Origin of the sequence: Arthrobacter sp. HMSC08H08 (assembly GCF_001807575.1) — a bacterium.
GTDB classification, from domain to species: Bacteria; Actinomycetota; Actinomycetes; order Actinomycetales; family Micrococcaceae; genus Pseudoglutamicibacter; species Pseudoglutamicibacter albus.
Genome location: NZ_KV789379.1, coordinates 1 through 14,343, shown reverse-complemented (window position 1 = coordinate 14,343; position 14,343 = coordinate 1). Strand labels below are relative to the sequence as shown.

Annotated in this window: 10 protein-coding genes and 1 tRNA gene; 7 read left to right on the top strand and 4 right to left on the bottom strand. The window is 59.6% G+C overall.

Annotated elements, in window-relative coordinates; genetic code table 11:
- The first annotated feature begins 71 nt into the window (after nt 1-71).
- The 3 genes from HMPREF3175_RS02965 to HMPREF3175_RS02955 all read left to right on the top strand — a co-directional run bounded on the left by HMPREF3175_RS02965 (nt 72) and on the right by HMPREF3175_RS02955 (nt 2,539).
- Nucleotides 72-329 (top strand): type B 50S ribosomal protein L31, encoded by a 258-nt coding sequence (locus tag HMPREF3175_RS02965; RefSeq protein ID WP_035755666.1) that lies wholly within the window; start codon nt 72-74, stop codon nt 327-329.
- A 108-nt stretch (nt 330-437) separates the two neighbouring features.
- Nucleotides 438-1,532: a lipoate-protein ligase LplAB gene (locus HMPREF3175_RS02960; protein ID WP_070490623.1), complete on the top strand. Its 1,095-nt coding sequence runs from the start codon at nt 438-440 to the stop codon at nt 1,530-1,532.
- A gap of 203 nt (nt 1,533-1,735) precedes the next feature.
- Entirely contained in the window at nt 1,736-2,539 is an 804-nt protein-coding gene (locus HMPREF3175_RS02955) for a hypothetical protein (protein ID WP_141742453.1), read from the top strand.
- Between the two features lie 108 nt (nt 2,540-2,647).
- Here the strand turns inward: HMPREF3175_RS02955 and pepN are convergent, their stop codons facing one another.
- From pepN to HMPREF3175_RS02940, 3 genes are all read right to left on the bottom strand, one after another.
- A complete protein-coding gene (gene pepN, locus HMPREF3175_RS02950; protein ID WP_070490621.1) occupies nt 2,648-5,314 on the bottom strand; it encodes an aminopeptidase N in 2,667 nt (888 codons plus the stop codon).
- Between the two features lie 123 nt (nt 5,315-5,437).
- Nucleotides 5,438-7,480 carry an acyl-CoA dehydrogenase family protein gene (locus HMPREF3175_RS02945; protein ID WP_070490620.1) on the bottom strand — a complete coding sequence of 681 codons (2,043 nt, stop codon included), beginning with the start codon at nt 7,478-7,480 and terminating at the stop codon, nt 5,438-5,440.
- A 2-nt stretch (nt 7,481-7,482) separates the two neighbouring features.
- On the bottom strand, nt 7,483-8,262 hold the full coding sequence (locus HMPREF3175_RS02940; protein ID WP_070490619.1) for a TetR/AcrR family transcriptional regulator: 780 nt from the start codon (nt 8,260-8,262) through the stop codon (nt 7,483-7,485).
- 148 nt (nt 8,263-8,410) lie between these two features.
- Here HMPREF3175_RS02940 and HMPREF3175_RS02935 point away from each other — a divergent pair, with 148 nt between their 5' ends.
- The 3 genes from HMPREF3175_RS02935 to HMPREF3175_RS02925 are packed head-to-tail and all read left to right on the top strand — an operon-like array spanning nt 8,411 to nt 12,082.
- Entirely contained in the window at nt 8,411-9,781 is a 1,371-nt protein-coding gene (locus HMPREF3175_RS02935) for an acetyl-CoA C-acetyltransferase (RefSeq protein WP_083285617.1), read from the top strand.
- Nucleotide 9,782: 1 nt separating this feature from the next.
- On the top strand, nt 9,783-11,144 hold the full coding sequence (locus HMPREF3175_RS02930) for a 3-oxoacyl-ACP reductase (protein ID WP_070490618.1): 1,362 nt from the start codon (nt 9,783-9,785) through the stop codon (nt 11,142-11,144).
- A 2-nt stretch (nt 11,145-11,146) separates the two neighbouring features.
- Nucleotides 11,147-12,082, top strand: coding sequence for a MaoC/PaaZ C-terminal domain-containing protein (locus tag HMPREF3175_RS02925; RefSeq protein WP_176745116.1), 936 nt, complete (start codon nt 11,147-11,149; stop codon nt 12,080-12,082).
- On the opposite strand, the gene HMPREF3175_RS02920 is transcribed toward HMPREF3175_RS02925, so the two are convergent.
- Nucleotides 12,051-13,247: a glycosyltransferase gene (locus tag HMPREF3175_RS02920; RefSeq protein WP_070490616.1), complete on the bottom strand. Its 1,197-nt coding sequence runs from the start codon at nt 13,245-13,247 to the stop codon at nt 12,051-12,053. The two genes, HMPREF3175_RS02925 and HMPREF3175_RS02920, sit on opposite strands and share 32 nt — an antisense overlap.
- A gap of 251 nt (nt 13,248-13,498) precedes the next feature.
- Here HMPREF3175_RS02920 and HMPREF3175_RS02915 point away from each other — a divergent pair.
- Nucleotides 13,499-13,584 (top strand) — tRNA-Leu (locus HMPREF3175_RS02915).
- The last annotated feature ends 759 nt before the right edge of the window (nt 13,585-14,343 follow it).

The following is a 14,343-nucleotide window of genomic DNA, read 5'->3' as shown; positions in this document are numbered from 1 at the left end:
TGCCTGAACGCCACCGAAACCATCGCGACTGGCAAAATCCAGGCGCACTAGATCTTTAAAGGTGCAGATATATGAAGGCTGAAATTCACCCAACGTACGAGGCCGTGGTTTTCCGTGACCTGGCTTCCGGCGAGAAGTACTTGACTCGCTCGACCATGACTTCCGATAAGACCATCGAGTGGGAGGACGGCAACACCTACCCGGTTGTTGACGTTGAAATCTCTGCGGCATCGCACCCGTTCTACACGGGTAAGCAGCGCATCATGGACTCCGCTGGTCGTGTGGAGCGCTTCAACCAGCGCTTCAAGGGCTTCGGCGGCAAGCGCTAAGTTCTGCATCGCAAGCATTGCGGCGCGCACACTGTGCAGCGCGCATTCAATGGGGCTGACACCTACGGGTGTCAGCCCCATTTAGCTTGCCAGCGTTAGGGTAGAAGCATGAGTAACATCGTGAACAGCAATCGTGGGCCAGCCTTTACTCACCACGGCGAATATAAGGTTCCAGGCGGAAAACTTGTGGTTGCCGACCTTGTAGTTGATGGCGGACGCATCGAGCAAGCAATGATCAACGGCGACTTTTTCCTGGAACCTGATGAGGCGTTAGCTGACATCAATCATGCGCTCACTGGTCTGGCGGCAGATGTAAGCCACTCGAAGTTGGTTAAAGCGGTTGAGGCTGGACTGCGCGAGGACGCGGTCATGTTCGGTTTCGATGCTCACGCGGTTGCGACGGCGGTCCGCCGGGCCCTGGGCCATTCAACAACGTGGGCTGATCACGAGTGGGAAATTCTTGAGCCGGTCGCGTATCCGATCTCGTGGAACACGGCACTCGATGAGGTTTTGACCCGTCAGGTGGCTGCAGGCAAGCGTAAACCTACGTTGCGTTTGTGGGAATGGAATGAGCCGGCAGTAGTGATCGGTTCTTTCCAGTCGCTTTCGAATGAAGTCGATGTTGAAGCAGCCGAGCGGCATGGTGTCACTGTGGTGCGTCGCATCAGTGGCGGTGGAGCCATGTTCATGGAGTCGGGTAACTGTGTGACCTATTCGCTGACTGTGCCGGCGACCTTGGTTGATGGCATGAGTTTCGCTGACTCGTATCCGTTTTTGGATGCGTGGGTCATGGAAGCGTTGAGCGAGCTGGGGGTCGAGGCGCGCTACGTTCCTTTGAATGACATTGCTACCGAGCAAGGGAAGATCGGCGGCGCTGCCCAGAAACGGTTGGCTGGCGGTGGCTTACTGCATCACGTGACGATGAGTTATGACATCGACGCTGAGAAAATGATGGAGGTCTTACGCATTGGGCGGGAGAAGATCTCCGATAAGGGGATTGCTTCGGCGAAGAAACGAGTTGACCCGCTGAAACGTCAGACTGGCAACACTGCCCGTGAAGACATTCTTGAGGTCATGATGAGTGCCTTCGAGCGAAAGTATGGGGCTCGGCGCGTCCACTTGGATGAGGAAACACTGGCGGAGGCGCGGAGCCTGGCCGAGCAGAAGTTCCAGGATCCAGAGTGGACGGCTCGTTTGCCGTAGAGGGCAGCCTCTTTACACGGGCCTTTACATGTGCTTACCGTTAGAAATGTCAGGCCCGGTGACTTATAGCTCCCGAAGAGCGAGAATCAAATAACCCGTGCCTGTGTTGCAAGAGAACCGGATAAGGAGCCGTGGACGAGAATCGTCGCGGTACGTCTAGAAACAACCAGCAATGGCGACAATGCATCATGTTGGAGGTTCACATGAAGACCGTAAGGAATATTGCAACAGCAACCGCAACCGGACTACTCATCGGAGGGCTCGCACTTGGGGGAACTGCCACTGCCAGCCCAGCTAGCACCGTAGCGCCAGAGAAGGGCGCGAGTGCCGCTTCGTGCTTTGCAGAAGCAAACACGCAGACTCTAACTATCCAGCAGAACATCGAAGCTACGCTGGGCAATCTCAACGTAGCGGAGAAGAAACTCCTCGCTGAGGACTACCAGTCCAACAACTATTCGGCTGACCTGAAGAAAAATATCGAGCTCTCTCATGTCAAGAGCGAAAAGGCCAAGACGTTGGTCTCCTCGGCTCTGCAGATCGCGGAGGAGGATTACGGAAGCCTCGAAGACCTGAATGCGGCTGTGTCCAAGGCTCAAGCAGACCGTGACGAGGCCATCCAGGCCTATGATGCGATCGTTGAGAAGATAGAAAATGGAGAGATCTCAGGTGACGAAGCCAAGGAGGCGGAAAAGAAAGCCGCTGATGCGGTAGCTGAAACCACCGATGCATACAACGACAAGCTGACTGATCTCTCGGGGGTCGTGAAGCCACTTCAGTCGGCCCGCAACATTAACGGTGAAGCCCGCGATGCAGCACAGGCCGGGCTCAACAACCTCAAACAGGCAGAAGAAGCCGGTTATTGGCCAGCTAACGGCGAAGAGATCAAGACCGCGCTGACCAACGCTGACAAGGCGGCACTCCAAGCGGACCAGGAGCTTGAAAGCCTCCTTGATGGAGATTGCTCCGAGCTAATCGACCAGTCGGGAACCCAGCCAGGAACCCAGTAAGCATTTTCGGCCAGTGAAGGAAGCAGTAGAATAGTGGGCACGTCGCCAAGCTCTTGGTGACGTGCCCACTATTTTATGTGAGAGAGGCTGTGCTAAGCCTCTGTTTTTCTATGCCTTCGAGCTAGCTGCTTGCGCGGCTAGGCGACGCTCAGCATCATCAAGCTCTTCTTGAACGAGGCGACGCAACGCAGCTGGCGCGTCCTTGGATCCATCAAGCCACCTACGTGCACGCATGATCTCAGGGTTGTACTTGAGGTCGCCGTCGGCCAGTTCAACCGCGCCAGGGAAGAGGCCCTCAACAACGCGGGTCGCCTGGCCCTGCGACATCGAAGCCCACACGCTCTCGATCCGCTCCCAGTACTCGGCCGGTTCAGGTTGATCCTTGTGGGCCGGGTCGATGCCCAGACCGTCTGCGTAGGCCTGCAGGTAGTCGTTGGATAGAACCGTGCCGTCGGATTCTTTGCCTACGTACACGTTCGCGCGGATCTCCTTCTTGACCTCAGCATCCGGGCGGGCGGCAAGCGCCTCACGCAAACCACATGCAGCATCCTGAGTTGGCTTGCGGTGGTGCTCAGCCTCGATGTCTTCAGCGGTAGCGCGGCCGTGCGCGGCGAGCACTGTCAGCGAGGCCCACGTCAGCTCTTCGCCCAGGGTCTCCTTGTCCTGAAGCCAGGACTCAACCACGTCGAGCAGGCCCTCTGGAAGCTCGGAAACCCGAGCAGCCGTGTAGAGCAGCGAACGAGTGAATACGAGGCGGCGGTCAGAGCCGACCTCTTCTTCAAGAACCTGAGTCAGCAAGAACGTGAGCCACCGCTGTGCGATCTCGGCGCGCTGGTCCTTGGTCGTGTAGCCGCGAACAGCGATACCCGCCTGCCCCAGTACGGTAGCCAAGACGCCGGAGTCCTCGATCAACGCGGAGTTAGCGACTACGCCATCGATGAAACGCTCGGCAGGTAGGTCGCCGTCACGGGTCATGTTCCATGCGGCAGCAAGCGCGGTTGCACGGTCCAGCTCGGAATCCAAACCAACCGTCAAAGCGACATCAAGCGAAGCGCCCTCCAGGCGGACCTTCGCATACGTGAGGTCACCCTGGTTCGGCAACACGGCGCTACGGCCCGCAACCAAGGTGCGGCCCACCAACTCAGGAACTGGTGCGGACTCACCCTCAAGGCGAACCTCGAACGCCTCAACCAGACGTGCAGGTTCGGCAGCCTGCTCAACCGCATCAGCATCAGCGGCGTCGCCAGCCTCGAACAAGCCAACCTTGAGCACCTGCGGACGCACCACCTCCTTGCCCGTCACCGGGTCCGTTCCCTGCTGCTTCACAACAGCGGAGGTGACAACCCCATCGGCATCCGTTTCCGTTTCAACCCACAGGCTTGACGGGCCCGACGTGTTGAGCCACGCCTCAGCCCACGCCTGCATGTCGCGGCCGGACGCCTCGGAAAGGATCACGAGGAAATCGTCGAGGGTCGTGTTGCCCCACGCGTGGCGCTGGAAGTACGTGCGCGATGCCTGCAGGAACGCATCCTGACCCACGTAAGCCGCGAGCTGCTTCAGGACCGAGGCGCCCTTAGCGTACGTGATGCCGTCGAAGTTCTGATCCGCGGCTTCAAGGTCCACGATGTCGGCCATGATCGGGTGGGTCGTCGGGTACTGGTCCTGTGTGTAGGCCCAGCCCTTGCGGCGCGAGGCGAACGTCGTCCAGGCGGTTGCGAAGCGGGTTGCTTCATCGACCACGAGGGTGCCGATGTAGTCCGCGAAGGATTCCTTGAGCCACAGGTCATCCCACCACGTCATCGTCACGAGGTCGCCGAACCACATGTGTGACATCTCGTGCATGATCGTGTTCGCGCGTCCCTCGTGCTGAGCCAGCGTCGGCGCCGAGGTGAAAACATAGGCTTCCGTGAACGTCACCAGGCCCGGGTTCTCCATCGCGCCGAGGTTGTATTCCGGTACGAACACCTGGTGATAGTCACCCCACGGGTATGCGTAGTCGAAGTGGGTATGGAACCAGTCGAGCCCCTGCTTGGTGAGCGTGAACAGTTCCTCATGGTCCAGGTGTTCAGCGATGGACGCGCGGCACGCCAACTGCAACGGAACAGAGACTTCAACGCCCGATGCGGTGGTCCCGTTGTAGTGGTCCTGCCAGGTCGCGTACGGCCCGGCGAGGAACGTCGTGATGTAGGTCGACATCGGCTCGGTTGTGGTGAAGGAGCGGGTCGCGCTACCGTCGCCGTGATCCTCGGTTGCCTCGAGCGAACCGTTAGCATCCACATGCCAGTCGCTTGGCGCGGTGATGGATACGCTGAAGCGGGCCTTCTGATCCGGCTGGTCAAAGCACGGATAGATGCGGCGGCAGTCAGCTGGCTCATTCTGGGAGTACAGGTAGACCTGGCCATCGGTTGGGTCTTTGAAGTAGTGGACGCCTTCACCCGAGCGTGAGTAGGCGGATTTCGAACGGATCGTCACCGTGTTCTCGGCTTCAAGGCCCCGCAGGTAGATGCGTGCCCCATCGACAGCATCATTGACCGGAACCTCGCGGCCGTTGAGGGTAATCTGCTCAACGATCCCGTCGACGTAGTCTAGGAACGTTTCGGAACCGGCAACTGCTGTGAACTGCAAGGTGGTTGTGAGCCCAAAGTGTGTGGGGTTCTCACTCACCGCACTCATGAAGTCAAGATGCAACTGGTACGTGTGGGCTTGCACGGTGCGCGAACGTTGCTGCGCGTCGTTGCGGGACAGATTTTCGTTGGAAGCACGCAGATTACTCATGTGAATATTCAAACATCATTAGCGTGCAGACCTTTAACCAGCTATAACCGCGTATGGCCTGCACCCATCGGCGCAGGCCATACGCGGCGTTAGTTGGCTGAGTTGGCTCGGCTCAGCGTGGTCTTACTTGGCGGCTTTTTCTTTAGCGCGCAGCGTTTTCTCTGACACCGGGGCGTCCGGGTCCTTGCGCAGCTTCTCGTAGTAGGCGTGCGCTTCGTCCTGACGTTCCTGCTCGCGGCCAGAAGAGATCGGTGCGCGGTAGTGCTCTTGTGTGTAACCGAACGCATCAACCAGGTCCTGAGCGTGCGGGCGCAGACGGGTGATCAAACGATCCAGGTACTCGGTCAGGGTGCGGCCGCGGTGAGGAGAAATAAGGCCGTGCATCATGTACCAGCCGAGCTCCTCCTCGATCACGGTGAGCGCGAAAACATCGCGTACCCACGTCAGAACCTGCGCGGTGCCGTCCCACGACTCGCCGTGTTTTTCTTCGAACGCCTCGATCGCGCGAGTGAATGCCTCCCACTGAAGCAAGCGGGCGTGAGCCTTGGAGGCAAGCACGAGGCTGTTCTGATGCTGGTTGAAAACATCGGCTTGATCGCCAGGGGAGGCTTTGCGTACCGCGTTGAGCGCTTTCGCGATCTCTTCGACAGCCATGCGAACGCGTGCTGAGAGCAATGCGTGCTGAACCTGCGGATCCTTGAGGTTCTTAGCTGTGCGGCGCTCTGATGCGGTATCCAGGGCATCCTGAACAACGTTGCGCAAACCGGAATGTGAATAGAAGTTCTCCGCCAGAGACTTCGCGGCGAAGGTCGCCAAGCCCAGCGGCTCCATACCCTTGAGCTGGCCGGCGAATTCGGTCAGTAGGCGCTTGCCCACCAACTGAAGCAGAACGTTGTTATCGCCTTCGAATGTCGTGTAAACATCCAGGTCTGCGCGCAGGGAGGTCAATCGGTTCTCGGCCATGAACCCCGCGCCACCGCATGCTTCGCGGCATTCTTGCAGTGTATCCATCGCATCCCATGTGCTGACCGGTTTCAACGCCGCAGCCAACGTTTCGAGGTCCTGACGGGCTTCGTCGTTGTCTTCGCGGCCGGAGAACACCGTATCGAACTTGAGTAGCAGCTCATCGTGGGCGAACGTTCCGGCATAAGCCTTGGCCAGAAGAGGGATCAAGCGGCGCTGATGGCGGCCATAATCCAGCAGCAGCTGCTCGCGGTTGCCGGCGGCAGCGAACTGGCGGCGCTGATTCGCGTACGTCACCGCAATACCCAAGCCGACCTTGGACGCGGCGATCGAAGCGCCATCGAGAGACACTCGGCCCTGAACCAAGGTTGAGATCATCGTGAAGAAGCGGCGCCCCGGGGAATCGATGCTTGAAGAATACGTGCCGTCAGCCGCGACGTCGCCGTAACGGTTCAGCAAGTTGGTGCGTGGAATGCGCACGTTCGTGAAGTGCAGCATGCCGTTGTCGATGCCGTTGAGGCCACCCTTGACGCCATCGTCTTCTGCGCCAACGCCTGGAAGCAGGTTGCCGTCCTCATCGCGGATCGGAACCATGAAACAGTGCACACCGTGGTTGACACCCTTGGTGATTAGCTGAGCGAAGACGGTGGCTGCACGGCCGTGCAGAGCTGCGTTACCGAGGTAGTCCTTCCAAGCCGCCCGGAACGGGGTGTGGATCACGAACTCTTCGGCATCTTCGTCATAGGTTGCGGTGGTGCCGATGCTTGCAACGTCTGAGCCGTGGCCAGCCTCGGTCATCGCGAACGCACCGGGGAGCTCAAGGCTGATGATCTGTGGGATCCACTTACGATGGTGTTCCTCGGTCCCAAGGTGCAGCACGGCTGAGCCGAACAGGCCCCACTGAACGCCGGCTTTGATCTGCATCGAAGGGTCAGCGATGACGAGCTCCTCGAAAGCAGAGATGTTGCCGCCGTGGTCGTCACGGCCGCCGAGCTCGGTTGGGAACGCGCGGGAGATCGCGTCTTGTTCAACCAGGATCTTGAGGTTGTTGAAAACGTGCTGGCGCTGGTCAGCTAGGACCTGACCCTCGATCTTGTGCAGACGTGTGTCTTTGACGCGTTCGCGTGCTTCAGTGCGTGCTTCGGCAAAGCTGCCCAAGAGGTACTGATTCAAGCGGTCTACGTTGATGCTGGTGCTACTCATGGTCAGTGTGCCTTTCCTAGTGCTGCGGCGGGTGTTTCGGTTTGGTTGTCCATGTCGATGGGGGAGAGGACCCCGTGGGTGAGCCACGTACTGATTGCCTGAGCTAGTTGTGCAGCTGGGGTGCTGTTTTCGTTTTGGTGGGTCAGCCAGTGGTCAACTGCGGAGAGGATGAATCCGAGCGCGGATTCAGCCCAGAGGGTGTCAAAGAGCTCGCTGCTGTGATGCGGGGTGATTTGGCGTAGCCCGGACGTCATGAGCGATGTGATGTCGTTGCGGGCCTTGGCCGCTACATCGGTCTCGATTGAGCTGCTGGTCGGCATGACGCCGGCAGCGTTTTCGGGGTGCATCACGAACGCATAGAGCGCGGGGGAGCTTTGTGCTTGGTCGAGGTATTCGCGGATCATCGCTGTGAGTCCGCCTTCGGGTGTGGTGGCTCGGCGGCCAGCGTCGATCACGTGTGCCCTCACACGCGTGATGATTTTTTGGGAAATCGCAGCACGTAGACCGTCTTTGTCGCCGAAGTATCGGTAGTAGACGGACTTGGATGTTTGCGCGGCTGCTGCGATCTCGTCCATCGATAGCTGTGGGCCGCCGTGGTGGATGGCTCGGCGGGCGGCTATGAGGAGTTCTTCGCGCCGTTGCCTGCGGTGGTCCTCCCAACGTGTTGCGCGTCCGTCGCCTTCGCGCTCGTCAGCACTGCGCTCATCAGTTTGGTGTTCATCAATTGTGCGGTGCTCATCATCATGTATGGCGAGTGAGCCTTCGGCTTGATCGCTGTGCATGGGTCAGCCTCGCTTGTAACGCATTGAATACTGTGTGAGGTGTTTCACGATACCGATCGTATCAGGTACGCTGAGTATTGGTTGAATCACATGAGGCACTGTTAGCTTCAAGCTCGAATAGAGACTCCACTAGAGAGGACACAAGTCCGTGAACAAGTCCCCAGAAAACTCCCCGGCAAACAAGGCAGAAGCAGTAAGTAAAGCTGAGCCTAAGCCGCAGAACCCAGGTGTATCTGCGCCTCGTGAGGTTGCGATTGTTGGTGGTAACCGCATTCCGTTCGCACGCGCCTACACCGCATACGCCGATGTGTCTGAGAAAGACATGATGCTTGCCGCCCTCGATGGGCTCGTTGCCCGCTTTGGTTTGCAAGGGGAACGGCTTGGCGCCGTGGCCGCTGGTGCCGTACTGAAGCACCCAAAGGACTTCAACTTGACCCGCGAGGTCGTTCTGGGCTCCCAGCTTGACCCGGCAACGCCTGCCCACGATGTTCAGATGGCGTGCGCGACCGGCGTTGAAGCCGTCGGCTCCGTAGCCGACAAGATCGCTCACGGCCGCATCGACGTCGGCGTGGCAGGCGGGGTGGACAGCATCTCCGACGCTCCGGTCGTTGTCACGGACGGGCTACGTAAGATCCTGGTGCGCCTCACGACAGCGAAGACCGTCAAGCAGAAGCTCGCGGCGATCGCATCGATCCGACCATCCCACCTCAAGCCAGTTGCGCCGGGCACTGCCGAGCCTCGCACCGGCTTGTCGATGGGTGAGCACCAGGCGATCACGAACGAACGCTGGGGAATTACTCGCGAGGCCCAGGATGAGCTTGCCGCTGCAAGCCACCGCAACCTCGCGAAAGCTTACGACGAGAACTTCTTCGACGACCTCATCACCGGATTCCAGGGGCTCACTCGCGATAACAATATGCGCCCGGATTCCACGGTTGAGAAGCTCGCGAAGCTCAAGACCGTTTACGGCAAGAGCCTGAAATCGGAACCAACGATGACCGCCGGTAACTCGACCCCTCTGACCGACGGCGCATCAGCTGTTCTGTTGAGCTCGGTTGAATACGCTGATGAGAAGGGCCTGCCGAAGCTGGCCAAGCTCGTTGACTACGAGCTCGGTGCCGTGGATTTTGTTGGTGGTGAAGAGGGCCTCCTCATGGCTCCTGCCTACGCCGTCCCACGCATGCTCGAGCGTAACGGCCTCACGCTTCAGGACTTCGATTTCTACGAGATCCATGAGGCCTTCGCCGGTACCGTGCTCTCGACCCTGAAGGCATGGGAAGACGAAGAGTTCTGCACCACCAAGCTCGGCTTGAAGGCCCCGCTCGGTTCGATCGACCGTTCCAAGCTCAACGTCAACGGATCCTCCCTGGCAGCCGGCCACCCGTTCGCAGCAACCGGCGGGCGCATCATCGCCTCGGCCGCCAAGATGGTTCACGCCAAGGGCAGCAAGGCACGCGCGCTCGTATCCGTGTGCGCGGCAGGCGGCCAGGGCGCTGTAGCTATCGTGGAGGCTTTCTAATATGGCTGATCAGTACATGCAATTCACCCAAGCAGGGTTCGGTAAATTCCTGAGCAAGAAGCTCGGGCTACCCCGGCCAACCACGCTGCGCCGCTTTGAGGAAGGTGCGCCGCTCGTGCCTGGCACGGCGGTCGTGCTCGGGGTGGAAACACAACTGGAAACCCGGAGCAAAAGCGTCCAACGGATCGCCGACCTACTCGGAACGTGGGGTGTCAACGCCACAACCCACCCTGATTCTGTGCGCGGTGAGATCGGTGCCATCATCCTGTGCACCGAAGAAATCAATACCCCAGAAGAGCTGAGCAGCATAGCGATGACCGCGTCCCCGCTGGTCAAGAAGCTCGCACGCACCGGCCGTGTTGTGGCCCTCATGCGCCGAGCGGATCAAGCCACATCCACAGCCCAAGCTAGCGCCCGCGGCGCCGTAACCGGCATGATGCGTTCGCTCGCTCGCGAGCTCCGTTGGGGATCGACCGGCAACGGCATCGTGTTAGATAATTCCGTCGATGTGGATGCAACGAGCGTCCAGGCGGCGCTACGTTTCTTACTTTCGGGTCGCTCGGCTTACGTTGACGGCCAATTCATCGAAGTCAGCAGTGCCGCTGGAACACTGCCAGAGAACCCGGAGAAACGACTAGAAGGTAAAGTCGCAGCCGTCACCGGTGCGGCCCGTGGCATCGGCGCCGCGATCGCTAAGGTTTTGGCTCGCGACGGCGCACGCGTCATCGCGATCGACATGCCAGGGGCATCCGAATCGCTCACCACAGTGGCCAACGAGATCAAGGGAACCGCGCTCCAGCTCGACGTCACGGCTGCAGACGCTGGCGAGCGCATTATCGAGCATGCACGCCAGCTACACGGCGGCCTCGACATCGTGATCCATAACGCGGGCATCACGCGCGATAAGTTGCTGGCCAACATGGATGAGTCACGGTGGAACAGCGTCATGGCAGTGAACCTGGAATCCCAGTTGCGCATGAACAAGCAGTTCCAGGAGGCGGGGCTCGATGGCCTGCGTGTAGTGACACTCGCCTCAACCTCCGGTATTGCCGGTAACCGAGGCCAAACTAACTATGCAGCATCGAAAGCTGGCGTGATCGCGATGGTTGCGGCTGAAGCCGAGAGGTTCGCGGCCCACGGTGGCTCGATCAACGCGGTCGCTCCGGGCTTCATCGAAACTGACATGACAGCCAAGATCCCACTCGGCCCGCGTGTGGTGGGCCGGCTCGTGATGCCAAGCCTTCAACAGGGAGGCTTGCCCGTGGATGTTGCCGAAGCGATCAGCTTCCTCGCATCCGACGGCGCGGGTGGTGTCAACGGCCAAACCTTGCGTGTATGTGGCCAGAGCCTGATCGGAGCGTGAGTATGTCCATCCGTTATCTCGACGCGCTACCAAGCCTGGGGAAGATCTATGCGCAAGCGGGTACCGAGGCGCTTAAGAAGCGGCCAAAGAAGGTCTCTGCAGATAGCCTCCCGAGTGATGGGCTCGGCGTGCGTGGGGTCACGATCTCCCGGGAAACCGTCAACGCCGTCAACCGTCACGTCGGGGCGCCCACCAGAGATTCCGTACCGAGCATCGTCGTGTTCGGTACAGCGTTCCCATTACTGATCGAGCTCATGCGGCAGCCGGAGTTCCCGTTGCCGATGCTCGGGATGATCCACTTGACCAACACGGTTGAGCATCACCGCACCATCGTGCCAGGGGAGAAGCTCACTTTCGAGGTCCGGCCGCTTTCACTCGATGCGCATCACGCCGGTGTGGCGTGCGAAATCGAAACGCGTGTGCTCGATGACGGCGGCGACGTGGTCTGGACGGGGACGGGTGTGTTCCTCGCTAAGGGGGTCACCCTCGAGGACGCGCAGAAGCCCGAACGGCCTGAGCGGGAAGCGCCTGACCTTCCACAGATGAACGCTCAATGGAGCTTTGCTCCGGGGGAGGGCCGTAGGTGGGCCGGGATCCTGGGGGATTACAACCCGATCCACCTCTCCAACGTGAGCGCGAAACTGTTGGGCATGAAAACCGCGATCGTTCACGGCGCGGACCTCGCAGCACACGCGCTGGCTGCTGTTGAACCGGCTGATGCAACTGCTTGCGGCGGCTATGAGTGGCACATCGAATTCGGTGCGCCCGTTCCGATCCCATCCCGCATCAGCTTCAACCAGACTGCGGTGAAGAACGCAGATTTTGGTGAGGGAAACACGGGAGAGGAAGTTGAGGGGCTTGTTGGCTTCACCGGATTCAGTACCCGGAAGAAGCCGCGGATCCACTTCACAGGGTACGTGCGCCCCTTGGGTGTGTAGCCGCCTGACGGTAGAGACCCAGAAGCGTTGAGGCGGTGGACTCCCACGAGAAGTGCCGGCCGTGATCTGCGGCCGCGAGCGCTACCTCGTGGGGGACACCGCCCTTAGCCCAAGGAGCCAACGCCTGCGCCCACTCATGTGGATCACGTGAGTGAATCAGCAAGCCGTCAACGCCGTCGTCAATCAAATCAAGTAAGCCACCCGCGGCATGCCCTACAACAGGGGTACCGGAAGCCAGTGCCTCGGCCGCTACAAGACCGAATGTCTCGTGGCGAGATGGCACCACAACAACGTCAGCGGCCCTGTACATCAACGCGAGAAGCTCCTGGGGCATCGGGGGTTTGAACGCAACCCGATCCTCGACGCCTCGCGCGCGTGCCCGTGCCGCTAGGTCCATCGAACCGGGCCCAGACTGATCCCCGATCATGACCAGGCTCGCTTCACACCCCGCATCTTTCAGCGCAGCCAGGGTATCTAGCGCGACATCCGGGCCCTTATAGTCCTGGAACCTGCCAGCGAACAACATCTTGAGCCCGCTCCGGTGTGCTCCGGGCTCTACTGGCCAGGAAGCCGTAGGCCCTTCTGGGTGGAACACGCTGCGGTCGATCCCGGGACGGGCGATCGTGATCTTCTCAAGCTGGACCCGTAGGTCGTCACTGAGCTCCGCCCGGTCTGTCACGGTATTTGCTGTGAGCCCGTACGCTTCGGCGGCGATGCGCTGTTCCGTCTGCTCACGGAAGGTTTCCACGGCAGTCCGGGTGTGGCCGTGATGCCGCTTCCGCGCGGAGGTGGTGTGAAAGGTTGCGATAACCGGCTTGCCGTGAGCGGCTTTGAGGGCGGCGTCGGCTGAGAGCCAATAGTGGGCGTGAACCACATCTGCGGCCATAAAAGCTGGATGCTGAGATAACTGTTGCGCGAACTCATCCGTGTACTGCGGTAGGTCTTCTTTCGATGCGCCGGCTGGCCCGGCCGGTAGGGTGTGGACACGGTAGCCAGGGGTCACCTCGATGCTTCCCGTCTCACCTCGTGTGAAAACATCAACCCTCACGCCGGCGGCCGCGAGGGCACGCGACGTTTGATCGACGAAAACATTGAGACCACCGGCGTCCCCTCCACCTGCTGTTGCACGCGGCGAGGTGTGCATACTGATCACAGCAACGTGCATTTAGTCACACTCCAGGCGGAATACGGGAACAAACCAAACAGGGGCACGAGCGGAACCTAGCTCGCTTAAAGCCAGCAAATAAGCCCATGGAACGGCTTTCATTCTAGAGCCAGCAGCTCACGCGAGGTAACTGGCAGGCCATCCACGTGACATATAGAGGCCCCCTCGTTTTGGCATTCTCGAAATCCATGTGTAGAGTCTTTCCTGTTGTCTTCGGCCAGTGCAACACAATAGACTGGCCAAAGCCGCTCGCGCGGGTGGCGGAATAGGTAGACGCGCTAGCTTGAGGTGCTAGTCCTCGCATAAGAGGGTGGGGGTTCAAGTACCCCTCCGCGCACGTTTGTAATGTGTCGGGACATCGTTCATACGATGTCCCGACATTTTTTATGTCCAGGGGCTTTGATGTGTCGGGTCATCGTTCCGCTTTTTTGGTGGATGTGTCGGGTCATCGTTCCGCTTTTTTGATGCGGCCAAGGCGGCCCGGCAACATACCTGCCGTCTGGCGGCTCCCCGGTGTTCCCGGGGCTATTCTGCTGCCGCTACGGCTGCTGTTCACCGGTGTTGTGGCGGCTCATGGCCGCCGGGACAAGCGCATTTCTGCGCAACCTCTGTCTCGACGTGGATAACGCCGGCAGACCGGTCGCGTCATGCAGTGGTGGGAACGATGTCGTGACACATGGGTGAAGGATGTCGTGAGACATGGTTGGAAGGGTGTCGTGAGAGATCTGTGGGTGGGTTGAGGCGGTGAGGGGTGAACGATGTCGTGAAACCAAATACCCCTCCGCGCACGTTTGTAATGTGGTCGGGACATCGTTCACACGATGTCCCGACATTTTTTATGCTCCGGGGCGTTGATGTGTCGCCTCATCTGTATCTATTGTTTGCGGCCGCTATGACAGGTAGCTTCTGCCCCGCCCCGCCTCAACGTGGGCTACGTCTCCGCACCAGTTAGACCTTTGTCTCCACGCGGGGGATGTCGTGACAAACGGGTGAAGGATGTGGCTGCGCCAGATAAGTTCCCATCCCAGTTGCGGCACGAAATGAACCCATTACACTGCGTTTAACTTTATTTCAAATTTCTAGAGTTTTTGGGTTT